The 23,831-nt window shown below is 73.2% G+C and carries 20 protein-coding genes; 11 read left to right on the top strand and 9 right to left on the bottom strand.

Features of this window, described 5'->3' with window-relative positions; genetic code table 11:
• The first annotated feature begins 137 nt into the window (after nt 1-137).
• From ACIQF6_RS07335 to ACIQF6_RS07320, 4 genes are all read left to right on the top strand, one after another.
• Nucleotides 138-278 carry a hypothetical protein gene (locus ACIQF6_RS07335; protein WP_400891199.1) on the top strand — a complete coding sequence of 47 codons (141 nt, stop codon included), beginning with the start codon at nt 138-140 and terminating at the stop codon, nt 276-278.
• A gap of 90 nt (nt 279-368) precedes the next feature.
• Nucleotides 369-1,796, top strand: coding sequence for an MFS transporter (locus ACIQF6_RS07330; RefSeq protein WP_400891197.1), 1,428 nt, complete (start codon nt 369-371; stop codon nt 1,794-1,796).
• Between the two features lie 89 nt (nt 1,797-1,885).
• The gene (gene nth, locus ACIQF6_RS07325) at nt 1,886-2,764 is read left to right on the top strand and encodes an endonuclease III (protein ID WP_400891195.1); all 879 of its coding nucleotides are present in this window, start codon (nt 1,886-1,888) and stop codon (nt 2,762-2,764) included.
• On the top strand, nt 2,761-3,456 hold the full coding sequence (locus ACIQF6_RS07320) for an NUDIX hydrolase (RefSeq protein WP_400891192.1): 696 nt from the start codon (nt 2,761-2,763) through the stop codon (nt 3,454-3,456). The genes nth and ACIQF6_RS07320 overlap by 4 nt, the downstream gene beginning before the upstream one ends.
• Before the next feature lie 7 nt (nt 3,457-3,463).
• Here ACIQF6_RS07320 and ACIQF6_RS07315 read toward each other — a convergent pair whose 3' ends face one another.
• On the bottom strand, nt 3,464-4,270 hold the full coding sequence (locus ACIQF6_RS07315) for a DUF4389 domain-containing protein (protein ID WP_400891190.1): 807 nt from the start codon (nt 4,268-4,270) through the stop codon (nt 3,464-3,466).
• A 145-nt stretch (nt 4,271-4,415) separates the two neighbouring features.
• On the opposite strand from ACIQF6_RS07315, the gene ACIQF6_RS07310 reads away from it, so the two are divergent.
• Nucleotides 4,416-5,600 carry a MarP family serine protease gene (locus ACIQF6_RS07310; protein ID WP_400891187.1) on the top strand — a complete coding sequence of 395 codons (1,185 nt, stop codon included), beginning with the start codon at nt 4,416-4,418 and terminating at the stop codon, nt 5,598-5,600.
• 125 nt (nt 5,601-5,725) lie between these two features.
• The gene (locus ACIQF6_RS07305; RefSeq protein ID WP_400891185.1) at nt 5,726-6,427 is read left to right on the top strand and encodes a metal-dependent hydrolase; all 702 of its coding nucleotides are present in this window, start codon (nt 5,726-5,728) and stop codon (nt 6,425-6,427) included.
• Between the two features lie 228 nt (nt 6,428-6,655).
• Here ACIQF6_RS07305 and ACIQF6_RS07300 read toward each other — a convergent pair whose 3' ends face one another.
• From ACIQF6_RS07300 to acs, 5 genes are all read right to left on the bottom strand, one after another.
• Nucleotides 6,656-6,850 carry a hypothetical protein gene (locus tag ACIQF6_RS07300; RefSeq protein ID WP_400891182.1) on the bottom strand — a complete coding sequence of 65 codons (195 nt, stop codon included), beginning with the start codon at nt 6,848-6,850 and terminating at the stop codon, nt 6,656-6,658.
• A 129-nt stretch (nt 6,851-6,979) separates the two neighbouring features.
• Entirely contained in the window at nt 6,980-7,927 is a 948-nt protein-coding gene (locus tag ACIQF6_RS07295; protein ID WP_400892179.1) for an alpha/beta fold hydrolase, read from the bottom strand.
• Nucleotides 7,928-8,026: 99 nt separating this feature from the next.
• Nucleotides 8,027-8,503 carry a phage holin family protein gene (locus tag ACIQF6_RS07290; RefSeq protein WP_400891179.1) on the bottom strand — a complete coding sequence of 159 codons (477 nt, stop codon included), beginning with the start codon at nt 8,501-8,503 and terminating at the stop codon, nt 8,027-8,029.
• A 124-nt stretch (nt 8,504-8,627) separates the two neighbouring features.
• Nucleotides 8,628-9,917 carry a Na+/H+ antiporter NhaA gene (gene nhaA / locus ACIQF6_RS07285; protein ID WP_400891177.1) on the bottom strand — a complete coding sequence of 430 codons (1,290 nt, stop codon included), beginning with the start codon at nt 9,915-9,917 and terminating at the stop codon, nt 8,628-8,630.
• 229 nt (nt 9,918-10,146) lie between these two features.
• Entirely contained in the window at nt 10,147-12,102 is a 1,956-nt protein-coding gene (gene acs, locus ACIQF6_RS07280) for an acetate--CoA ligase (RefSeq protein ID WP_400891174.1), read from the bottom strand.
• A gap of 309 nt (nt 12,103-12,411) precedes the next feature.
• On the opposite strand from acs, the gene ACIQF6_RS07275 reads away from it, so the two are divergent.
• Entirely contained in the window at nt 12,412-12,933 is a 522-nt protein-coding gene (locus tag ACIQF6_RS07275; RefSeq protein ID WP_400891171.1) for a hypothetical protein, read from the top strand.
• Nucleotides 12,934-13,072: 139 nt separating this feature from the next.
• On the opposite strand, the gene ACIQF6_RS07270 is transcribed toward ACIQF6_RS07275, so the two are convergent.
• Both ACIQF6_RS07270 and ACIQF6_RS07265 read right to left on the bottom strand, forming a co-directional pair.
• Nucleotides 13,073-15,439: a SulP family inorganic anion transporter gene (locus tag ACIQF6_RS07270; protein ID WP_400891169.1), complete on the bottom strand. Its 2,367-nt coding sequence runs from the start codon at nt 15,437-15,439 to the stop codon at nt 13,073-13,075.
• A gap of 341 nt (nt 15,440-15,780) precedes the next feature.
• Complete coding sequence (locus ACIQF6_RS07265; protein WP_400891167.1) at nt 15,781-16,767, bottom strand: ATP-binding protein; 987 nt, start codon at nt 16,765-16,767, stop codon at nt 15,781-15,783.
• A 271-nt stretch (nt 16,768-17,038) separates the two neighbouring features.
• Here ACIQF6_RS07265 and ACIQF6_RS07260 point away from each other — a divergent pair, with 271 nt between their 5' ends.
• Nucleotides 17,039-17,920, top strand: coding sequence for an oxidoreductase (locus tag ACIQF6_RS07260; RefSeq protein ID WP_400891165.1), 882 nt, complete (start codon nt 17,039-17,041; stop codon nt 17,918-17,920).
• Nucleotides 17,921-18,338: 418 nt separating this feature from the next.
• Here the strand turns inward: ACIQF6_RS07260 and ACIQF6_RS07255 are convergent, their stop codons facing one another.
• The gene (locus tag ACIQF6_RS07255) at nt 18,339-19,178 is read right to left on the bottom strand and encodes an HAD family hydrolase (protein ID WP_400892177.1); all 840 of its coding nucleotides are present in this window, start codon (nt 19,176-19,178) and stop codon (nt 18,339-18,341) included.
• Between the two features lie 639 nt (nt 19,179-19,817).
• Here ACIQF6_RS07255 and ssd point away from each other — a divergent pair.
• From ssd to ACIQF6_RS07240, 3 genes are all read left to right on the top strand, one after another.
• The gene (ssd, locus tag ACIQF6_RS07250) at nt 19,818-20,918 is read left to right on the top strand and encodes a septum site-determining protein Ssd (protein ID WP_400891163.1); all 1,101 of its coding nucleotides are present in this window, start codon (nt 19,818-19,820) and stop codon (nt 20,916-20,918) included.
• Nucleotides 20,919-21,146: 228 nt separating this feature from the next.
• Nucleotides 21,147-22,520 (top strand): TadA family conjugal transfer-associated ATPase, encoded by a 1,374-nt coding sequence (locus ACIQF6_RS07245; protein ID WP_400892175.1) that lies wholly within the window; start codon nt 21,147-21,149, stop codon nt 22,518-22,520.
• Nucleotides 22,521-22,614: 94 nt separating this feature from the next.
• A complete protein-coding gene (locus tag ACIQF6_RS07240) occupies nt 22,615-23,715 on the top strand; it encodes a type II secretion system F family protein (protein ID WP_400891161.1) in 1,101 nt (366 codons plus the stop codon).
• The last annotated feature ends 116 nt before the right edge of the window (nt 23,716-23,831 follow it).

Here is a 23,831-nt window from a genome sequence, read left to right as displayed (position 1 = left end):
CCCCGCTGACCTCGCCCTTTCCTCCGCCCACCCCTCCGCGAGAGCCGAATCCCGCTCCCGCCACGCTTGACACATACCCCCGGGGGGTATCTACTCCTCGTGTCGCCAGGCCCCCCACCCCCTCCAGGGAGTCCGCCATGAACACCGCACTCAAGGTCGCTGCCTTCGCCTCCGGCCTCGCCCTCGCGTTCGGCACCGCCTACGGAGTCGGCCACGCCGTCGGTCGCACCCCGCCCCCGCCCCCGGCCCCGGCCTCGGCCCCGGCCCACCACCACTGATCAGGCGCCCCCGCACAGAGCGGAGCCCCGCGCACACCCACGTCGTCCACATACCCCCTCCCGGTATGTCCCCCGAAGGAGCCCCCGGCCATGTCCGACCTCAGCGCACCACCCGCGCCGCGCCGCTGGACGGCGCTCGCCCTGATCGCCCTCGCCCAGTTCATGGTCATCATGGACACCTCGATCATCGGCGTGGCCCTGCCGAAGATGCAGGAGGCACTCGGGTTCTCGCAGGAGAACCTCTCCTGGGTGTTCAACGCCTACGTGGTCGCGTTCGGCGGCCTGCTGCTGCTCGGCGGACGCCTGTCCGACCTGCTCGGCGCCAAGCGCGTCTTCGCGACCGGCTGGGCCGTCCTCGCCGCCGGCTCGCTGGTGGCCGGCCTGGCCGGCACCGCCTGGGTCGAACTGGTCGGCCGCGCCGCCCAGGGCGCCGGCTCGGCGCTGATCGCCCCGGCCGCGCTCACCCTGCTGATGACCCTGTTCGGCGGCCGCCCCACCGAACTGCCCAGGGCGTTCGCCCTGTACGGCGCGGCGGCCCCGGCCGGCGGCACCGCGGGCGTGTTCCTCGGCGGCCTGATCACCCAGTACGCCAGTTGGGAGTGGGTGTTCTGGATCAACCTTCCGGTGGCGCTGCTGGTGCTCGTCGCCAGTCCGTCCGTGATGCCCGCCGCCGCGGCCCGCCGCGGATCGATCGACTGGCTGGGCGCGATCACCGTCACCGCCGGTCTCGCCGTCACCGTGTTCGCCGTCGTCCGGGCCCCCGAGGTCGGCTGGGGCTCCGCGCAGACCTGGCTGGTACTGGCCGCCGGGCTGCTGCTGATCGCCGCGTTCGTCGGCGTCCAGTCCCGCCGCAGCGAGCCGCTGATGTGCCTCGGCATCTGGCGCAGCCCCAACCTGGCCGGCGCCAACCTGGCGCAGCTGCTGATGGCGGCGGCCTGGATCCCGATGTGGTTCTTCCTCAACCTCTACCTGCAGCAGGTGCTCGGCCTGAAGGCGTTCGCCTCCGGCGCGGCGCTGCTGCCGATGACCGCCGAGATCATGCTGATGATGATCGTCCTGGCGCCCCGGCTGATCGCCCGCTTCGGCCCGAAGCCGCTGATCGTCACCGGCCTGGCCGCGCTCGCCGCCGGCATGTACTGGCTGTCGCTGGCCCGCCCGGACGGCAGCTTCGCGGTCGACGTCCTGCCGGCCTCGCTGCTCGCCGCGGTCGGCATGGCGCTCGCCTTCATCCCCTCGCTGGGCACCGCGCTCGCCGTCCCGAACCCTGCCGAGGGCGGCCTCGCCTCCGGCATCGTCAACACCTCCTACCAGGTGGGTTCCGCCCTCGGCCTGGCCGCGATGACCGCCGTCGCCGCCGCCAACGGCTCCCGCGAACTCGGCGACCCGGCCGCCCTGACCCACGGCTTCTCCGCCGCCTTCCTCGGCGCCGCCGCCCTGGCCCTGCTCGGCGCGCTCGCCTCGCTGCTGACCCTGCGCACCCCGGCCCCCGCCGCCGAACCCGTGGAGGCTGCCGCCTGATCCCCCGTCAACCCGGCCGCCCGGCGCTCTCCCCGGAGAACGCCGGGCAGTCCGCCGTTGCCCGGGGCCGATCGGCGTAGCCTTCGTGCATGGCAGAGAGCAAGGTCACAAAGGCCGGGCGGCGGAAGAAGCCCGAGACCCACCTGGGGATGGTGCGCCGGGCCCGGAAGATCAACCGCGAGCTGGCGGAGCTGTACCCGTACGCGCACCCGGAGCTGGACTTCGACGGGCCGTTCCAGCTGCTGGTGGCGACCGTGCTGTCGGCGCAGACCACCGACCTGAGGGTCAATCAGACCACCCCGGCGCTGTTCGCCCGGTACCCGACGCCGGAGGACCTCGCGGCGGCCGTCCCCGAGGAACTGGAGGAGATCGTCCGCCCGACGGGCTTCTTCCGGGCCAAGGCGAAGTCGCTGATCGGCCTGTCGATCGCGCTGCGCGACCGCTTCGACGGCGAGGTGCCGCACAAGCTGGAGGACCTGGTCACCCTCCCCGGGGTGGGCCGCAAGACCGCCAACGTCGTCATCGGCAACGCGTTCGGCGGCGCGGGCATCACCGTCGACACGCACTTCGGACGGCTGGCCCGCCGCTTCGGCTGGACCACCTCGGAGGACCCGGTCCAGGTCGAGACCGACGTCGCGGCGATCTTCCCGAAGTCGGAGTGGACGATGCTCTCGCACCGGGTGGTGTTCCACGGCCGCCGGGTCTGCCACGCCCGCAGGCCCGCCTGCGGGGCCTGCCCGATCGCACCGCTCTGCCCGTCGTACGGCACCGGCGAGACCGACCCGGAGCAGGCCCGCAAGCTGCTCAAGTACGAGCTCGCCGGACAGCCCGGCCAGCGCCTGCGGCCCCCGGCCGACTTCCCGGGCGAGGCCGCGGCCCGCGCCGAGGTCGCGGCCGGACACCCGCTGCCCGACACCGCCCCGGACGCGGTGCGGGCGGCCCGCACGAACGTGGGAGACCAGGCATGACGACACCCGCAGTGCTCCGCGACGGCCTGCCCGGATGGCTGCTGCCGGTGCGCGACGCCGCCGAGCGGACGGCGCCGGAGCAGCTGAGCCGCTTCCTGCCGCCCACCGAGGGCGGCCGACCGTCGGCGGTGCTGATGCTGTTCGGCGAGGGCCCGGCCGGCCCCGACCTGCTGCTGATCGAACGGGCCCGCAGCCTGCGCTCGCACGCCGGACAGCCGTCCTTCCCCGGCGGCGCGCTGGACCCGGAGGACGGCGACCCGGCCGGCTCCGGCCCGCTCGCGGCGGCGCTGCGCGAGGCCGCCGAGGAGACCGGGCTCGACCCGTCCGGCGTGCAGCTGTTCGCGCAGCTGCCCGCGCTGTACATCCCGGTGAGCGGCTTCGTGGTGACGCCGGTGCTCGGCTGGTGGCGGCGCGAGTCTCCGGTCGCGGTGGTGGACCCGGCGGAGACCGGCGCGGTGTTCCGGGTCCCGCTGGCGGAGCTGACCGACCCGGCGAACCGGGCCCGGCTGCGCCACCCGTCGGGGCACACCGGCCCGGCCTTCCAGGTGGCCGGCCGGCTGGTGTGGGGCTTCACGGCCGGGGTGATCGACCGGGTCCTGCACTTCAGCGGCCTGGAACGGCCCTGGGACAGCCGACGCACCGTCGAACTCTCCGAGGAGGCCGCGGCGCTGGCGCTGCGCCCCCGCTCCTGACCGCCGCTCAGCGTCCGACGCGCAGCGGGGCGAGCGTCGAGACCACGTCCCCGGTGTACGGGTTGTCGTTCTCGGAGTGCCACTCGTCGCTCGCCGAGCCCGCCGCCCACGAGGCCGCCCCGAGCACCAGATAGATCACCAGCAGCGCCTTCGCGGCCCCGGTCAGCACCAGCGGCCGGGTCGCGGAGCGGCTCGGCTCGGCGTTCGACGGGTCGCCGAACACGTCCTTGGGGTAGGCGGAGGTGAGCATCATCAGGTACGCCTGGAACCGCATCCGGTAGCGCAGCACGGCGGCGGTGGCCTCGAACAGCGCCTGCGGCATCCGCCCCATGATCAGCACGATCAGCCAGTGGATCACCGACACCGTCCACCACCCGGCCTGCAGCAGGCCCTGGACGATCGCGGCGGGGACGACCAGCAGCAGCCGGAAGAACACCGCGAGCCGGTTCAGCGGCTCACCGGGTCGCACCTCGATCCGCACCGGGTGCTCGGGCGCGGCGAAGCGGAACGGCGGGTAGCGGTCGACCAGCAGCAGCATCGCGCCGTAGACCCTGGTGTCGTACGCCAGGAACCCGGAGAGCCACTCGGCGGCGAACCGGGGGAGCCGGCCGGTGAACAGCGCGCCGAACCAGCCGATCACCACGACCACGAAGGCCACGATCGACAGCACCCACAGCACGACGAACTGCGGGATCAGCAGCAGCAGGCGCAGCAGCACGGTGAGCCGGTTCTGGCGGGCCGACGGCGGAAGGTCCAGGGCGGGCCGGAATTCGCTGCGGTCCACGACCGGCACGTCCCACCTGGGCTGTTCCATGACACGACTCCCTGATCCCTCGTCAGCTGTCCGGATGGTCAGACAGTCGCAACCATTCCGGGCGCGCTGCCCGCCGGGCTGACCCGATCGGGCGACACCGGGCGGCCGTTGTCCCCCGCCCGGTGGGTCGTGGGAGGGTATCCGGGTGAACGTCCTGGATCTGCTGCTGATCGCCGCCGCACTGGGCTTCGCCGTCTCCGGCTATCGGCAGGGATTCGTGGTCGGCGTGCTCTCCGTGCTGGGTTTCCTCGGCGGCGGCCTGATCGCCGTCCAGCTGCTCCCGCTGCTCCTGCGTCATCTCTCCCAGGGCACCACCGCCTCGGTGGTGGCGGTCGTGGTGGTGATCGTGCTCGCCGCGGTCGGCCAGGCGATCACCACGCACTTCGGCTGGAAGCTCCGCGGACGGATCGGCCGCGCCAAGGTCAAGACCCTGGACGCGATCGGCGGCTCCCTGGTGAACGTGCTGTCCATGCTGCTGGTGGCCTGGCTGATCGGTTCGGCGCTGGCGGGCACCTCGCTGCCGACGGTCTCCAAGCAGGTCCGCACCTCCAAGGTGCTCGGCTCGGTGCAGTCGGCGCTGCCGTCCGACGCCCCGAACTGGTTCTCCGACTTCAGCAAGGAACTCGCCCGCAACGGCTTCCCGCAGGTGTTCAACCCGTTCGAGCAGGAGCCGATCACCGAGGTGGATCCGCCCGACCCGGCGCTGGCGGGCAGCGCCGGCGTGCAGAAGGCCAAGGGCTCGCTGGTGAAGGTGCTGGGCACCGCCGCCTCCTGCGGCAAGACCCTGGAGGGCTCCGGCTTCGTGTTCGCCCCGCACCGGGTGATGACCAACGCGCACGTGGTCGGCGGCGTCGACGAGCCGACCGTGCAGATCGGCGGCACCGGCCAGCTCTACGACGCCACCGTGGTCCGCTACGACTGGCAGCGCGACATCGCCGTGCTGGACGTCCCACGGCTGAACGCCCCGCCACTGACCTTCGCCGGCGAGGCGCGCACCAACGACTCGGCGATCGTCGCGGGCTTCCCCGAGAACGGCGCCTTCAACGTCCAGCCCGCCCGCATCCGCGGCCGCATCCAGGCCAACGGCCCGGACATCTACCACCGCGGCCAGGTCGTCCGCGACGTCTACTCGATCCGCTCACTGGTCCGCCAGGGCAACAGCGGCGGCCCGCTGCTCACCCCGGACGGCCAGGTGTACGGCGTGGTGTTCGCCAAGTCGCTGGACAGCTCCGACACCGGCTACGTGCTGACCGCCGCCGAGGTGAAGGAGGACGTCACGCAGGGCGCCACCGCCTCCGGCCGGGTCGGCACCGAGGGCTGCGCGCTCTGACCCGCCGCCTGCCGAGCATTCTCTGACGCCCCGTCGGCACCGCCTGGTAGCGTCGGCCGAGCTCACCCGAACGGCCCAGCCGGGCCGCCCCGCGGCGGAGCCCGACGGGAGGTTCGACAGACGTCATGATGGGTCACTCGCACGCGGTCAGCGGTGCGCTGCTGTTCGCGGCCACCGCGCCGTTCGTCCCACCGCTGATGGGCATGCATCTGACGCCGGCCGACGTGCTGATGGGCACCGTGCTGTGCGCCGGCGCGGCGCTGCTGCCGGACCTCGACCACCACGACGGGACGATCGCCAACTTCCTCGGCCCGATCTCCAAGATGCTGTGCCGCTTCGTCGCCTGGGCCTCCGGCGGTCACCGGCACGCCACCCACTCGCTGCTGTTCGTGGCCCTGATGGGCGGCGGCAGCTGGGCCGGCATCACCTTCCTGGGCCGCTACTTCACCATCGGCCTGACCTTCTTCCTGCTCGCCATGGCGATCAAGGCGCTGCGCCTGCACCCGCCGGGCCACGGGGCGGGGGCCTGGATCACCGTGGTCGGCCTGGCCGCGCTCGGCACCTTCGGCATGCTCACCTGGCTGCCCAACGCCCCGGGCTGGCTGCCGTACGCGGTGGCCCTGGGCACCCTGGCGCACCTGATGGGCGACTGCCTGACCAAGCAGGGCTCGCCGCTGCTGTGGCCGCACAAGCAGCGCTACGAGATCGTGCTGATCAAGCGCACCGGCAACGACATGGAGACCAAGATCCTGGTCCCGGTGATGACGGTGGCGACCTTCGGCCTGCTGCTCTGGTCCACGGCGATCTCCCCGACCGTCCTCGGCTGAGCTCTCGCTGACGCGAAGACAGGGACGCGGGGAGACGCGCGCGAGCGGGTGGGCGCGAAAACAGGGGCGCGGGGAACTGCGCGAAGCGGAAGGCACCCCACCGCAAGATCGCGACGCAGGACAATCACTTGCACGTGATCGCGACCTTGCGGACGTGACCTGCGCTTGTCGCGCAGTTCCCCACACCCCTGCTTTCGCGCCCGACTGCGTTTCGCCCTCGCCGGGCGCCTAGCCCTCGCGGCGCAGCCTCGCGCCGACCCAGCGCGCCCGCCGCCCGATGATCTTCGGAATGCCGAGCCGGTACCCCGTGCTGCGCGGCGTCCGCTCGGTGGGCTGGTAGGGCCACTCCGGCTGCGGGGCGTGCTGCTGCGAGCTGCTGCTGCCACGGCGGCTTCGGCGCGGCTGGGCTTCTCGATCGGGCATCCAGGTCATACCGGAGGGATTCCCCTGGGCCGCCCGGAGTAACCGCTTCGCGCCGTGCGACTGGCTTATGCGTTTGTCATATGAACACCGTCAAATCCCGGGAGTCACACCGGGGTTGGCGTCGAACGGTCAGCCGTCCTTGTGCTGCCGGACCCACCCGATCAGCTCCGCCGTGAACTCCTCCGGCACCTCCTCGTGCGGGAAGTGCCCCACCCCCGGCAGCAGCCGCCAGCGGTACGGCGCGGCGACGAACTCGCCCGCCCCCAGCGCGGTGCGCGACAGCAGCACCGGGTCGGACGCGCCCTGCACGTGCAGCACCGGCGCGGTGATCTGCTTCTTCATCCGGCGCGCGAACTGGATGCCGTCCGGCCTGGCCATCGAGCGCATCAGCCAGCGGTACGGCTCGATCGAGCAGTGCGCGGTGCTCGGCACCTGGATCGCCCGGCGGTACGACGCCACCGCCTCCTCGGGCAGCACGTTCGGCCCGGTCCAGGCCCGCAGGTACTCGCCGACCAGCGCCCCGTCGTCGGCGACCAGCCGGCGCTCCGGGATCCACGGCCGCTGGAAGCCCAGCACGTGCTCGAACGCCGCGATCTGCTTCCGGTCGGTGAGCAGCGCCCGCCGCAGGTGCCGCGGGTGCGCGGCCGACACCACGGTCAGGCTGCGGATCACCGAGGGACGCATCACCGCCGCCACCCAGGCCAGCGTGCCGCCGGTGCCGTGCCCCACCAGGTGCGCCTGCCGCTCGCCCAGCGAACGGATCACACCGGTGACGTCCAGCGCCAGGTTGCCGGGGTCGTAGCCACGCGGAGTGCGGTCGGAGCCGCCCATCCCGCGCAGGTCCAGCGCCACCGCCCGGAAACCCGCCTCGGCGAGCGCCGTCAGCTGCTGCCGCCACGCCCACCAGTACTCGGGCCAGCCGTGCACCAGCAGCACCAGCGGGCCCTCGCCGATCTCGGCGATGTGGAAACGCGCGCCGTTCGCGGCCAGATCGCGGTGCGTCCACGGCCCGGCCGAGCGGACGCTCCACGGTTCCCCGGCGCCTGGCCGGACGGGAACGGGGGCGGGCTCATCCACGGGCTTCTGGTCCAACGACATACCCGCAGCCTGTCATACCCGCGTCCTCCGTACCTGCCCGGCACTCACACCGGGACGCAAACCGTTACCGGCCGCCGATCACTGGATCCGGCCCAGCGCCCGGTCGATCTCCTCCTTGGTGGCCGGCCGCGGCTTGGCGTTCTTCAGCACCTGCGCGGTGGCCTGCGCGCCGGCGATGGTGCGCTCCGGCTTCCGGATCTTCTTGGCCTGGTACCAGATCCACCCGGCGAGCACGAGCGCGATCACCACGTACGCGCCGCCGATGATGGTGAACGACCAGCCGGCGGTGATGCCCAGCGCCTGGAGGCCGTAGGCGAAGCCGAAGGAGAACATCGGCAGCGACGCCAGCAGCACCACCGCGGCCAGCACCCCGCCGACGACGGCCTTGCCGGCGCGCGACACGTCCTCCTTGATCTCGGCCTTGGCCAGCGAGATCTCGTCGTGCACCAGGCTGGAGAGTTCGGCGGAGGCGGCGGCGAACAGCTCGCCGACGGTGCGCTCACCCTCGTACGGGATGCGGCCGTCGCCGTTCGGGTTGGTGGCTCCTGCGGCCATCGGCGGTCTCCACTTCGCTGGCTGGATGCGGCGTACTGAGGGTGCGTCACGCACGGGTGTCAGCTCAGCATCATGCCTCTACCGGCGAGTCGGGCACCACTCCGGGTCCCCGGCGGACGGCGTGTCACCGCTGTTGTTGGTACACATCGGGGATGCCGTCGCCGTCCGAGTCGCGGTCCTCGTCCTCGCACAGCTGCCGGTAGTACCGGTTGCGGCGCTTGAGCAGCAGGGTGCCGACCACCGCGCAGGTCAGCGAGCCCACCAGGACGGCCTCCTTGCAGAGCTCGGCCAGATGCGGGTCGCCGACGAACGCCAGGTCGCTGATCAGCAGCGACACCGTGAAGCCGATGCCCGCCACGGTCGACAGCGCGAACATGTCGGACCAGGTCAGCTGCGGGTTCAGGCGAGCCCTGGTGTAGCGGGCGGCCAGCCAGGTGCCGCCGAAGATGCCCACCGACTTGCCGATCAGCAGGCCGATCACGATGCCCAGCGGCGCCGCCTCGGTGAACACCTCGCCGAGCACCTTCGCGGACACCGGCACCCCCGCCGCGAACAGCGCGAACATCGGCACCGCGAAACCCGCCGACAGCGGACGCACCAGGTGCTCGACGTGCTCGCCGGGGGAGTGCTCCTCGCCCTCCTCGCGGTGGCAGCGCAGGATCAGGCCCATCGCCACACCGGCGACCGTCGCGTGGACGCCGCTCTCGTGCATCAGCGCCCAGATCACCACGCCCAGCGGCACCATCAGCCACCAACGACCCACCCCGCGCCGGTGCAGGAACCAGAACAGCACCAGCCCCGCCAGCGACGCGCCCAGCGCCCAGAAGGTGATCCCGGTCGAGTAGAAGACCGCGATGATCAGGATCGCGATCAGGTCGTCCACCACCGCCAGGGTCAGCAGGAAGGCCCGCAGCGCGGACGGCAGGTGGCTGCCCACCACGGCCAGCACGCCCAGCGCGAACGCGATGTCGGTGGCGGTCGGGATCGCCCAGCCCGCCGGATGGCCGTCGCCGACCACGTTCACCACCGTGTACAGCACCGCCGGCAGCGCCACTCCGCACACCGCCGCCACCACCGGCAGCAGCGCCGCGCTCGGGGTGCGCAGCTCCCCGGCCACGAACTCGCGTTTCAGCTCGATCCCCGCGACGAAGAAGAAGATCGTCAGCAGCCCGTCCTGCGCCCAGGCCTCCAGCGGCAGGTCCAGGTGCAGTGGCGCGGACGGGCCGAAGGTCAGCCCGCGGACCGTCTCGTAGGCGTGCGGCCAGACGTTGGCCCAGAGCAGCGCGGCGACGGCGGCGCCCAGCAGCAGGATTCCGCCGACCGTCTCGGTGCGCAGTGCGTCGGCGAGGAAACGGCGTTCGGGCAGCGGGAGCAGACCGAGGAACTGGCGGCGCTCGTTGGACGGGCTGGCCACGGGGGGACCTCCTGAGGCGGGCGGCATGCGGACACACGGGTGGTGCAGTGCCGACCAGACTTCCCGGCGCGCCTCAGAACCTCGATGGTTCCCTGCCATCCTACGGGGCGCGGCAAGAGGTATGTCGTTCTGTCCTACTTTATGAGCGTTCGGCCTTCGAGGAACGACAACGGGCCGGGCCCGCCCCGATGTCTCACGGAGCGGGCCCGGCCCGGTGCCTGACGGTGGATCAGCCCTCGGAGCCGTTGGCCGACTGCTGGGACTGGATCAGGTTCATCACCGAGGAGTCGGCCAGCGTGGTGGTGTCGCCCACCTCGCGGCCCTCGGCGATGTCGCGCAGCAGGCGGCGCATGATCTTGCCGGAGCGGGTCTTCGGCAGCTCGGAGACCACGTTGATCTGCTTCGGCTTGGCGATCGGGCCGAGCGTCCTGCCGACGTGGTTGCGCAGCTCCGCGACCAGCTCGGGGCTGTCGGACGCCGTGCCGCGCAGGATCACGAACGCCACGATCGCCTGGCCGGTGGTGGCGTCGCTCGCGCCGACCACCGCGGACTCGGCCACCGCCGGGTGGCCGACCAGCGCCGACTCGACCTCGGTGGTCGAGATGTTGTGGCCGGACACCAGCATCACGTCGTCCACCCGGCCGAGCAGCCAGATGTCGCCGTCCTCGTCCTTCTTGGCGCCGTCGCCGGCGAAGTAGCGGCCCTCGAACCGCGACCAGTAGGTGTCGATGTAGCGCTGGTCGTCGCCCCAGATGGTGCGCAGCATGGACGGCCACGGCTCGGTCAGCACCAGGTAGCCGCCGGAGCCGTTGGGCACCTCGCGGGCCTCGTCGTCCACCACGGTGGCGGCGATGCCCGGCAGGGCGCGCTGGGCCGAGCCCGGCTTGGTCTCGGTGACGCCCGGCAGCGGGCTGATCATCATCGCGCCGGTCTCGGTCTGCCACCAGGTGTCGACGATCGGGGTCTTGCCGGCGCCGATGTGCTCCCGGTACCAGACCCACGCCTCCGGGTTGATCGGCTCGCCGACCGAGCCCAGCACCCGCAGGCTCGACAGGTCGTAGCGGGCCGGGATGTCGTCGCCCCACTTCATGAAGGTACGGATCGCGGTGGGCGCCGTGTAGAGGATGGAGACGCCGTACTTCTGCACGATCTCCCAGAACCGGCCCTGGTGCGGGGTGTCCGGGGTGCCCTCGTAGATCACCTGGGTCGCGCCGTTGGAGAGCGGCCCGTAGACGATGTACGAGTGGCCGGTGACCCAGCCGATGTCGGCGGTGCACCAGTAGACGTCGGTCTCCGGCTTCAGGTCGAACACCGCGTGGTGGGTGTAGCTCGCCTGGGTCAGGTAGCCGCCCGAGGTGTGCAGGATGCCCTTGGGCTTGCCGGTGGTGCCCGAGGTGTACAGGATGAACAGCGGCTGCTCGGCGTCGTGCGCCTCGGGGGTGTGCTCGGCGGACTGGCCGTCGACCAGCTCGTGCCACCAGACGTCGCGGCCCTCGGTCCAGGCCACCTCCTCGCCGGTGCGGCGCACGACCAGGACCTTCTCCACGCCGTCGACCTTGGTCAGCGCCTCGTCGATGGCCGGCTTCAGCGCGGACGGCTTGCCGCGGCGGTAGCCGCCGTCGGCGGTGATCACCACCTTGGCGTCGGCGTCCTGGATGCGGGAGGCCACCGCGTCGGCCGAGAACCCGCCGAAGACCACCGAGTGGGCGGCGCCGATACGGGCGCAGGCGAGCATCGAGACCACCGCCTCGGGGATCATCGGCAGGTAGACGGCGACCCGGTCGCCCTTGGCCACGCCCAGCTCCAGCAGCGCGTTGGCGGCCTTGGAGACCTCGTCCTTCAGCTGCGCGTAGGTGATCGCCCGGCTGTCGCCCGGCTCGCCCTCGAAGTGGATCGCGACCCGGTCGCCGTTGCCCGCCTCGACGTGCCGGTCGACGCAGTTGTACGCCACGTTGAGCTTGCCGTCCGCGAACCACTTGGCGAACGGCGGGTTCGACCAGTCCAGGGTCTCGGTGGGCTCGACCGCCCAGCTCAGTCGGCGGGCCTGCTCGGCCCAGAAGGCCAGCCGGTCCTCGGAGGCCTGGGCGTAGGCGTCGGCGGTGACGTTGGCGGAGGCGGCGAGCTCCGCGGGCGGGGCGAAGCGCCGCTCCTCCTTGAGCAGGTTGGCCAGGCTCTCGTTGCTCAACGCGCACTCCTCATCGAGTCTCAAATACCGGGAACCCCGTGCGGAGGGATGGTCCCGTGTGTCCCAGCGCACAGCTCACCAGGCCAAGAGCCGTGTTGACAAGAGGCTCCGGAAAATTGGTGTAGACCTTTGATCGGCAGCAGGCTGCGCCCCAGGTGGACGCCTCCGGTGCCGCTCGGCCGGTCTCCCGGACGCCTTCCCGCCCCCGGGTCCGATCAATCCCGCCCAACACCTTGACGACCCCCGCCCCCGGTACTCCACTGACGGTACGCAACCCATCACCGTACGCGACAGTGACGGGGGTTCTGCATGACCGACACCTCACCCCGGCCCGGCGACTTCGGCGTCGTCCGCATGGACGGCAGCACCGGCCGCCTGATCCGGATCGGCCAATTCCTCAACGGCGACGGATTCTCCGACTACGAACACGCCTTCGTCCTCGTCGGCGACGGCCTCGTGGTCGAGGCCCAACCGGGCGGCGCGGCGCTCCACCCGCTCAGCGAGTACGACGGAAAACCCGTGCTCTGGTCCACCGGCCGGATACCGCTCACCGACGACCAACGCACCGCCATCACCGCCGCCGCCCACTCCCACCTCGGCACCCCCTACTCCTTCGCCGACTACCTCGCCCTCGGCGCCCACCGCCTGCACCTCCCGGCAGGCCCGCCGCTGCGCAAGTACGTCGCCTCCACCAAGCACATGATCTGCTCGCAACTCGTCGACCAGTGCTACCAGGAGGCCGGCGTCCACCTGTTCGACGACCATCGCTGGCCCGGTTACGTCACCCCTGCGGACCTGGCCAACCTGCTCAACCACCGAACCGGCGGTTGACGCACAATCAGGGGCGCTGGAGATACCTCCACGCGCCCCTGTCTCCTTCTTCACGACCGGCAGTTGGCGGTCCCGCGAACGGTGACCGGCGGCCGACGAGTGACATTCGACGGCTGCCGATCGGCGACCGGTCGACCCGCTACGCGGCCAGCTCGGGTTCCGACTCCTGCGCGGGCTCCGCGTGCACCGGAGCGAATCGACCGGACCGACCGTCCATCACATAGGCCTGTGCGGCGGCGAAGTCGAAGTACATCCCGACCAGCCGCAGCGATCCGTCCGCCACCCGGCGCTCGACGGCCGGATTGACCATCAGCTGATCGAGCTGCTGCACCACGTTGGTGATGCACAGCTGCTCGGCCTCGTCCACCGCCGCGCGGCCCTCGAACTCCGCGGGGGCCCGGCGCAGTCGGGCCAGCGAGCCGCGGCCGTTGCGCAGCCAGCGGGCCAGCGCCGTGGGCGGCCCGGTCTGCTCCGTCACCCCGTCCAGCAGGGCCTTCATCGCGCCGCAGCCGGAGTGCCCGCAGATCGTGATCGAGGAGACCTCCAGCACCTCCACCGCGTACTGGACCGCGGCGGCCACCGAGTCGTCCGCCGCGCCCGGCTCGTACGGGGCGGGCACCAGGTTGCCGACGTTGCGGACGGTGAACAGATCGCCCGGGCCGGAGCTGGTGATCATGCTGGTGACCATCCGGGAGTCCGCGCAGGTGAGGAAGAGCTGCGAGGGCGTCTGGCCGTCGCGGGCCAGCCGGGCCAGCTCGTGGCGGACCAGCGGGGCGGTGTGCTGCTGGAAGCCGCGCACCCCGTGCAGCAGCCGGACGTGCGGATCGTCCTCGTTCTGCTCGATGCAGTGGTGGCCCACCCAGGGCGTCCACGCGCTGCAACGGTGCGGCCCCGGGGCGTCGTCGACCAGCACGGTGCCGTCGGGATCGAGCACCTCCTGTGCCTGATGGTCCGTCAGCATCGAGACCTGGGCCCCCGTGGCCCGGTGGTCCGCACGCCAGGCGTGCAGCGCCTCGAACGCGGCGTGGTCGAGGAAGGAGCCGTCGTGCCGGACCGTCACCCGGGCGCCGGCCGGGATCCGGGCGAACGCCCGGCTCAGCCCGGGGACGGCCATGAACGTCAGCGGGCCGTGGGTCCGGACGGTGCGGGAGCCGTCCGGCTCGACGATCACCTCGACATGGGCGCGCGTCAGCCGGTAGAGGGCGAGCAGCACCGCGACCGAGCCGCCGAGGACCACACCCAGCGGGACGCCGAGCAGCACCACGCCGAGCACGGTGGCCAGGTAGACCGGGAACTCGCGGTGCCGGTGCACCCGGCGGATGTGCGCGAAGCTCACCATCTGCACGCCGACCACCAGCACCAGCGCGGCGAGCGCGGCCAGCGGGATCCGGCGCAGCCCGGCGGTCAGCAGCAGGGCCGCGACCAGCACCCAGCAGCCGTGCAGCACGGCGGACGCCCGGGTGGCCGCCCCCGCCTGCACGTTGGCGGTGGACCGCACCGCGCCGCCGGCCACCGGGAGGCCGCCGAGCAGCCCGGAGAGCAGGTTGGACACGCCCTGGGCGCGCAGCTCTCGATCCAGGTCGCCGGTGCGGCGGGTCATCCGGTCGACGGCGACGGAGGACAGCAGGGACTCCACGCCGGCCACCGCCGCGACCGTGAGCACCAGGCCGAGCAGTGCCGCCCAGTGGTCGGCCAGCACGCCCGGCGAGGGTGGTGCGAAGAACCGGTGGTGTTCCCAGAGCGGGAGTTCGACCCGGGCCAGGCTCAGTTCGGCGATCAGCGAGAGCGTGGTGGCGGCGGCGACCGCGACCAGTGCGGCGGGCAGCCGGGCCAGCCGGGCGCCGAACCGGCCGGCCGGGCCGGGCAGCCTGTCGAGCTTCGGCCAGCCGTACAGCACGGCGAGCGCGAGCAGGCCGACCGCCAGCGCGGGTGGGTGCGGACCGGCCAGCTCGGCGGGCAGCGAGCGCAGGTCGGCCAGCGCCGAACTCTGCGGCGAGCCGCCGAGGATGACGTGCAGTTGGGCGATCGCGACGGTGACGCCCACCCCGGCCAGCAGGCCGTGCACCACGGCGGGGGAGATCGCGAGCGCGGCGCGCGCCACCCGCAGGGAGCCGACCAGCAGTTGCAGCAGACCGGCGGCGACCGTCACCAGGCAGGCGATCTGCCAGCCGTACTGGGCGATCACCCCGGCGGTGACCACGGTGAGCGCGGCGGAGGGCCCGCTGACCTGAAGGTGGGTGCCGCCGAGCAGGCCCGCCGCCAACCCGCCCACGGCGGCGGCGACCAGACCGGCCGTCAGCGGCGCACCGGTGGCCAGCGCGATGCCGAGCGAGAACGGCACCGCGATCAGGAACACCGCGAGCGAGGCCGGCAGGTCGTGCGCCAGCAGTGCGCGCACCCGCCGCCCGGCCAGCTCGGCCAGGCCGGCCGGCGGCGCGTGGTCGGTCGGCGGCGCGTGGTCGGTGGTGTCGGAGGCGATGGGGGCGCTGGAGATGTCGAGGGTCATGTCTCTTCCCGTCTTCTTCCGGGGGGCTGCGAACGCAGTCGGGTGCGGTGGTGAGCTCTCGGCCGGATCGGCTGTCGTGGGTCGCAGCGGGTGTGGCGGGGCGGCCGGACAGTTGGGTGGCCGCGCGGGCCCGGGGCGCGCGGCGACGGCCAGTGGCGACCCGGGTTCAAGATTTGGCAAACCGAGAGTAATGAAACCTTTGCACAACGTGAGCGAGCGGTGGAAGCGCAAAAAGGGCTATTCACCACATCGTGTGGTACCCGAACCGGCCGGGAATTCGCCGGAAACGCCGCAGGGCCGGCCCGCCCCTCAGGGTGGACCGGCCCCGCGGGCCGCGCTGCTCAGACCCCCGCGGTCCGGGCCTGCTCGGCGCCCAGCACGTAGTCCGGGGCCACCTGGGTGGCCAGGTCGGAGCCGATCTTGGCGTTGCCCCAACTCTCGGCGTTGCGCAGGTGGAAGCGGACCGCCTGGGTGCTGTAGCGGCCCGGGTCGCGCAGCTGGAGGGCGGCGTCCGCGGCGGTCCGCATCCGGCCCAGCACCTCGCGGTTGGTCGGCTCCAGCTCGCGCAGCGGCGGCTCGTCCCCGCGCTCCAGGCGTCGCACCCAGTCGGAGTGCCCGAACGCGGCGTACAGGTCGTCGCCGACCTCGCGGCGCAGGAAGGCGAGGTCGTCCGCGCTCTGCACCTTGTTGCCGATCACCCTCAGATGGACGTCGAAGTCCTGGGCGTACTCCTTGTACTGGCGGTACACCGAGACGCCCTTGCGAGTCGGTTCGGCGATCAGGAAGGTCAGGTCGAAGCGGGTGAACAGGCCGGAGGCGAACGAGTCGGAGCCGGCCGTCATGTCGGTGACCAGGTACTCGTCCGGGCCGTCCAGCAGGTGGTTGAGCAGCAGCTCCACCGCGCCGACCTTGGAGTGGTAGCAGGCCACCCCGAGGTCCTCCTCGGTGAACGCGCCGGTCGCCATCAGCCGCACGGAGCCCTCGTCCAGGGCGATCGGCCGGGCGCAGGCCGTGTAGACCGGGTTCTCCTCGACGATCCGCAGCAGCCGGGAGCCGGGGCCGGGCGGGGTGGTCTTGATCATCTCCTCGGCGGACCGGATCAACGGGTTGGTGCCGCGCAGGTACTCCTTGATGTCCGGCAGGTGGGCGCCGAGCGAGGGCAGCGCCGCGGCCTGGGCGTCCGTCAGGCCGAGGGCCGGGCCCAGATGTTGGTTGATGTCGGCATCCACGGCGACCACCGGACAGCCGGCGGCGGCCAGGTGGCGGATGAACAGTGCCGACAGGGTGGTCTTGCCGCTGCCGCCCTTGCCGACGAAGGCGATCTTCATCTGAGTCTCCGGCTCTGTGGCTCTGTAGTGCTGTAGCTCTGTGGCTCTGTAGTGCTGCGGCGCTGTGGGCCGCGCGCTGCCGTGAGGGTGCGGGGGTGCGGTGGCACTGCCGCCTGCGGGCGCGCTTGTTGGAAATCGTTATCGTCACCGATTGCGGCTCATGCTAGCGGTGGTTTGGGGTGGCGCACATGGGGGAAGGGCGGATTGCCACGAAAGGGTGACCCGGGGGGTTGCCGCCCGGTCGCCCCGCCGATTCATTACTCTCGGGTAGGTGACCACAGGAACAGACCCGCTCGCCCCGCTGGCCCAGCTGGCCGGGGTCCCCGAGGCCGTCGCCGAGGTGCGCAAGAACGTCGACCGCCTCTACGGCCACCGCGTGATGCGGCGCCGGGCGGGCGAGGTGACGTCCGAGTCCGCGCTGCGCGGCGCCCGCGCCTCCGCCGCCCTGGAAGGCGTCGACTGGCCCCTGGAGGAGGTCCGCCGCCGCACCGACTTCGGAGCCGACGCCGACGCCCGGACGATCGGCGCCGCGCTGCGCATCTCGGCCGAGGCCGGCCAGCTGCTCAGCATCTGGCGCACCTCCCCGCTCCAGGTGCTCGCCCGCCTCCACCTGCTCGCCGTCGGCGACGCCGACCCGTCCGCCGGCCGTCCGCGCCGCGCCGGCGAGAGCGCCGCACCGCTGTTCCCGCGCGAACTCGCCGCCACCGAGGGCGCATCGCCCGACGGCCCGGTCGGCGAACTCCCGCCGCCGCCCCCCGCGGAGGAGGCGGCCGCCCGGCTCGACCAGCTCGCCGGGCTGCTGGCCGCCCGCGCCGACCGTCCCACCGGCGGCGCGCCCGCCCTGGTGGTGGCCGCCGTGGTGCACGGCGAACTGCTCGCGCTGCGCCCCTTCGGCAGCTACAACGGCCTGATCGCCCGCGCCGCCCAGCGGATCGTGCTGACCGCCGAGGGCCTCGACCCGAAGGCGATCTGCCCCGCCGAGGTCGGCCTCGCCGAACTCGGCACCGCCGCCTACCGGCAGGCGCTGCTGGGCTACCTGGAGGGCACCCCCGAGGGCATGGCCCGCTGGCTGACCCACTGCGCCGCCGGGCTCGGCCTCGGCGTCCGCGAGAGCACCGCGGTGTGCGAGGCGATGCAGCGCGGCATGGTCTGAACCGGCCGACTCCCCGGTGCAGTTGCGGCAGCTCGGGGGACATGGTTGCGGCGACGTCCGAGACTTCCGGGCGTCGCCGCTGGCACGGTGGACCGGGTTACCAGTGCATGCACCGTGCAATGCCCATCAGGCGGGGTCCTGTTGCCCATCGCCTGGTGCGGCGGCCCGACAGCGGGTCGGCTGCATGTGGGTGCCCGATTGTCCGTGCGTTTGGTCCGTGGGGCCTTAACTGCGTTGTCGGAACGACCCTGTTGGGTCCTGACCGGGTCTCGCGGGCCTAACCCATTTCTACCGCAGATCAGCCGAAAGGGGAACCCGAAAAGGGGTGCTTTGACGGGTTCCCCCATGGTTTGTCCGATTTGGCGAACCGCTGCCCGGCGCAGGACCGTTCCGCCCCCGCGCCGGTGGTGTCGCGGGGTCAGGCCGTCGGACGCCGCCGCCGCGCGCTGTACCAGAGCACCCCGGCCGTCAGCGCCGCCGCGCCGACCGCCACCGCGGCCAGCACCGAACGGCTGGGCGCATGGAACTCCGGGAGCCTGCGCGTCAGTTCGACCGGCCGGCTGAACACCAGCACCGGCCACTCGCGGGCCACCGCCTCCTTGCGCAGCGCCCGGTCCGGGTTCACCGCGGCCGGGTGGCCGACCGTCTCCAGCATCGGCAGATCGGTCGAGGAGTCGCTGTACGCATAGCAGTTGGCGAGGTCGTAGCCCTCCCGCTCGGCCAACTCGCGGATCGCGGCGGCCTTGTTCTCGGCGTACGCGTAGTACTCGATCTCGCCCGTGTAGCGGCCGTCCTCGACGTGCAGGCGGGTGGCGATCACGTGGTCGGCGCCCAGCAGTTGGCCGATCGGCTCGACCACCTCGGAGCCGGAGCTGCTGACGATCACCACGTCCCGCCCGGCCGCGTGGTGCTGCTCGATCAGCGAGGCCGCCTCGTCGTAGATGATCGGGTCGATCATGCCGTGCAGGGTCTCCGCGACGATCTCCCGCACCTGCTGGACGTTCCAGCCCCGGGTGAGCGCCGACAGGTAGGCCCGCATCTTCTCCATCTGGTCGTGGTCCGCGCCGCCGACCAGGAAGACGAACTGGGCGTACGCGCTCTTCACCACCGAGCGACGGTTGATCAGGCCGCCCTGGTAGAACGGCCGGCTGAAGGCCAGGGCGCTGGACTTGGCGATGATCGTCTTGTCGAGGTCGAAGAAGGCGGCGGTCCGCGGCACGCCGTACCCGGGTCGGGCGGGCGCTGTGGTGTCCGTCACGGGCTCGGTGGAGTCCGGTGCGTCGGAGTCGGCACCGCGGTCGGCGAAGTCGGCGTTCTCGGTGGTGTCCACGGGAACCGAGGATAGAGGGACCGGCAAAACAGGCGGCCATTCGGTGGACCCGCGGGCGTGCGGGTTTGTGTTTCTGGGCGGTCGGGTACACCATGGAAGTCACGGATCGTTCGCGCGACCGTGCTAACCCGGTCCGGCTCCTCCCCCCCGAGCCGGGCCGTGGATAGACGACCCCCGCTCTCCCCCCCCGGCGGGGGTCGTCGCATGTCCGGGGCCATTTCCCTAGGCAATTGGGCCTCCAGGGAGTGGCGTGACGGGCGGTTCATGGGGGCACTCCGGCGGTTTTCGGGCCGCTGTCGAGGGTTCTTCGCACCCACTCATTTGTCACTCTCCGTAGTGGATCGGGCGTCATATCGGTATACCCGATGCGTCAATTCCAAGCTGTATTGGCCCCCGTCCGAGTGAGCCCGGTTATCCACAGGGCCGGGTTATCCACAGGCATTGCGAACTCGGCTGACGCATTCCGCGCCGTCCCGCACCGTGGTGTCCGCGCCGCCGCGCCGACCCGCCCGGGCCGCCGCGTCCGACGCGTCGTCAGACCGATCCCGCACCACGCGGAGGCCCGCCTTGTCCGCATTCGTCACCGACCCGCACGCCACCGGCCCCGAGCCCCCGCCCGGGCCACTGATCCTCACCGCCGACGAGACCCTCGCCGAACAGCTCACCCGGCTGTGCGCCGCCGCCGGCGCCGAACCGCGGCTGCTCAGCGGCGCCCCACCGCCCGCCCGGCTGTGGGAGAGCGCCCCACTGGTCCTGGTCGGCGACGACCTCGCCGAGCGGTGCGCCGACCTGCCCCGCCGGCCGGGCGTGCTGCTGCTCGGGCTCGACCTCGACGACGGCGAGATCTGGGTGCGCGCCGTCCGGCTCGGCGCGGAGCACGTGCTGTTCCTGCCGGACGCACAGCCCTGGCTGCTCGACCGGATCGCCGACGCCACCGAGGGCGTGGGGCCACCCGCGCTCACCGTCGCCGTGCTCGGCGGACGGGGCGGCGCCGGGGCCTCCACGCTGGCCTGCGCGCTCGCGGTTCGCGCCGCCCGCGCCGGGCACCGCACGATGCTGATCGACGGCGATCCGCTCGGCGGCGGACTCGACGTCCTGCTCGGCGCCGAACAGACCGGCGGCCTGCGCTGGCCCGACCTGGCCGCCTCGCGCGGCCGGATCAGCGGTGCCGAGCTGGCCAAGGCGTTGCCCGAGCCGCACCGGCTCAGCGCGCTGTCCTGGGACCGCTCCGACACCCTGACCATCCCCGCCGAAGCCATGCGCAGCGTCCTGGCCGCGGCCCGCAGACGCGGCGGGCTGGTCGTCCTCGACCTGCCCAGACACCTCGACGCGGCGGCCGCCCAGGCCCTCGAACAGGCCGACACCGGGCTGCTCGTGGTTCCCGCCGAACTGCGCGCGCTGGCCGCCGCCGACCGGGTCGCCGCCGCCGTCCGGATACGGCTCGCCGACCTGCGGGCCGTGGTCCGCACCCCCGGGCCGTCCGGCCTCACCGCCGCGGACGTCGCCCGCGGCCTGCACCTGCGCCTGGCCGGGGAGCTCGCCCCCGAGCCCGGCCTCGCCCTGGACACCGAACGCGGCGCCCCTCCCGGCCTGCGGGACGGCGGGCCGCTGGCCCGGTTCTGCGGGCGATTCCTGACCGAAGCGATGCCGCCCGTCGTGGCGGCCTGAGGAGAACCCATGGCCAACCGCCTGCACGCCGTAGAGACCCACCCGGCCGACCCCCGCACCGCCGACGGGCCCACCGCGGGGCCGAGGCCCGCCCGGCAGCCGGTCACCCGCACCCACCGGCGCATCCCGGTACCCCGCGCCCGGGCCCTGCTCGGCGCCCCGCCGGGGCCCGCCGAGGACGCCGCCCCGGCCGAAGCCGAACCGCGCACCGGGCCGCCGGTGCGCTACCTGGTCCGCCGACAGCAGCCGGCCGCACCCGAACGGGACGGTCCGCCGGGCGGCCCGCCCGCCGACGGAGCGGCCGAACTCGTCGACGCCGTCCGGCTCCGGCTCGCCGAGACGGGCGCGGCGCCCACCACGGGGTCGGTCGCCGCCGCGCTGCGCGCCGCCAGACCGCCGCTCGGCGGGGCCGACCTGCTCAACACCGTCCGCAGCCTGCGCGCCGAGATCGTCGGCGCCGGGCCGCTCGACCCGCTGCTGGCCGAGCCCGGCGTCACCGACGTCCTGGTCAACGGGCCGGACCAGATCTGGATCGACCGCGGCAAGGGCCTGGAACGCGCCACCCAGGTGCGCTTCCCGAACACCGACGCCGTCCGCCGGCTCGCCCACCGGCTGGCCACCGCCGCCGGACGCCGCCTGGACGACGCCCGGCCCTGGGTGGACGCCCGGCTGGCGGACGGCACCCGGCTGCACGCCGTCCTCCCGCCGATCGCCGCCGACTGCACCCACATCTCGCTGCGCACCTGCCGCAATACGCCCTTCACCCTCGCCGAACTGGTGGCCGCCGGCGCCCTGCCGCCGTCCGGCGCCGACCTGCTGGCCGCCGTACTCCGCGCCCGCCTGTCGCTGCTGATCTCCGGTGGCACCGGCAGCGGCAAGACCACCCTGCTCGCCGCGCTGCTCGGGCTGGTTCCGGTGAACGAACGCATCGTGCTGACCGAGGACTCCGCCGAACTCCGGCCGGACCATCCGCACGTCGTCCGGCTCCAGTCGCGCCCGCCCAACCAGGAGTCGCTGGGCGAACTCACCCTGCGGGACCTGGTGCGGCAGGCGCTGCGGATGCGGCCGGACCGGCTGGTGGTCGGCGAAGTCCGCGGCGCGGAGGTGGTCGACCTGCTGGCCGCCCTCAACACCGGCCACGAGGGCGGCTGCGGCACCGTCCACGCCAACACCGCAGCCGACGTGCCCGCCCGGCTGGAAGCCCTCGGCTCGCTCGCCGGACTCGACCGGCAGTCGCTGCACAGCCAGCTCCGGGCCGGGCTCGACGCCGTCGTCCACCTCGGCCGCGACCGCGCCGACGGCCGCCGCCGGGTCACCGGCCTGCACCTGCTGGTCGCCGACCCGGACGGACTGACCGCCACCACCCCCGCCGTCCGATTCGACCGCGACGGCCGAAGCCGCCCCGGCCCCGGATGGGCCCGGCTGCGGGAACTCTGCGCCGAACGCGGCGTCGAACTGCCCCCGCATCCCGAGGCGCGCTCCGAGCCGGCTCCGGCCGGGGCGGCCGGTCCGACCGGGGCGGCCGACTCGGTCGACTCGACCGGTCCGGACGGCGGTTCGGTTGACGCGCTCTCCTGCGAACCCCGCGTGGAGGTGTCGTGACGCTGCGTCAGATCGAGCTGGTGTGGGTGGTCGCGCTCTGCGTGATCGGGGTGGTGGCGTGGCGGCTGCTGCGCTCCGAAGCCAGGAGGTCGTGATGGCACGCGAATTCGAGGTCGTGGCGGCGATGGTGCCAGCCGGGAGCGTCGCCTGGGCGGCGCCGCTGTCGGGCGCGGTCGCCGGGCTCACGGCGGCGCTGTCCGGGGCGGCCTGGCTGTCTGCCGCACGGCGGCGACAGCGCGGTGACGGGCGGCTGCGGAACCTGCTGAACGGGCATCGGGCGCCGGACGGTCGGGTCGCCCGGGTCCGGGCCGAGTGGCAGCGGCGGCGACCGCGCTGGCTGGTGCCCGAACTGCTGCTGCTCCCGCTCGGAGCGGCGGCCGGGCAGAGCACCGCATCGGTGCTACCGCCGATCGGGGCGGCCTGCGCGGTGATTCCGCTCCGCCGGTGGCGTGCCCGGTACAGCGCAGGCCGGGCGGCACGGCAGCGGGCCGCCGCGGTGATCGACCTGTGCGCCGGCCTGGCGGCCGAACTGCGCAGCGGCGCGACACCCGAGCAGGCCATGCACGCGGTGGTCTCCCGGTCCGCTCCCGACTGGGCCCGCCGGCTCGGCCCCGAGCCGACCGCCCGGCTGGCGGCGGGCCGCTACGGGGCGGACCTGCCCGCCGCTCTCCGGCAGGTGGCCGAACTGCCGGGCGGAGAGGGCGCGGCGGCGGTGGCGGCCTGCTGGCGGGTCAGCACCGAGAGCGGCACCGGGCTGGTGTTCGGCCTGGAGCAGGTAGCGGACGCGCTGCGCGCCGAACGGGCCCTCGCCGAGGAGATCGCGGGCGAACTCGCAGGTCCGCGCACCACCGTGATCGTGCTGGCCGCCTTGCCCGCCGTGGGGCTGGGCCTGGGCGGCACGCTCGGCGCCCACCCCGCGCAGGTCCTGCTGCACACCTCGGCCGGCCTGCTCAGCCTGCTCGCCGGGACAGCCCTGGAGGCTGCCGGCATCGCCTGGACCGCCCGGATCGTCCGGGCGGCCGAGGACGCCCCGGCTCGGCCGCGCCGGGCCCGCGACGAGGCCGGCCCCGCCCCGGGCCGTGCCGAGACTCCGCCCGGGTGCGGGATCTCCCGCACCCGCCGGGGCCGGTGGCCCATCGCCGCCCCGGTCATGGCGGGGCGTCACCCGGCCGTTCGGGCGGATCGATGGGAGTGAACGGCTGCGGTGGGCCGGTCCGGGTCCGGGGCGACCCACCGGGCGGCGCGGGGGAGCCGCGCCGACTGCGGGGCGAACGGGGCGAGTTCGAGTCGATGGAGGTTTCGATGGAGGTG

It is taken from the genome of Kitasatospora sp. NPDC092948, from assembly GCF_044754805.1.
Taxonomy (GTDB): domain Bacteria; phylum Actinomycetota; class Actinomycetes; order Streptomycetales; family Streptomycetaceae; genus Kitasatospora.
This window is presented reverse-complemented; position numbering and strand designations above follow the sequence as displayed.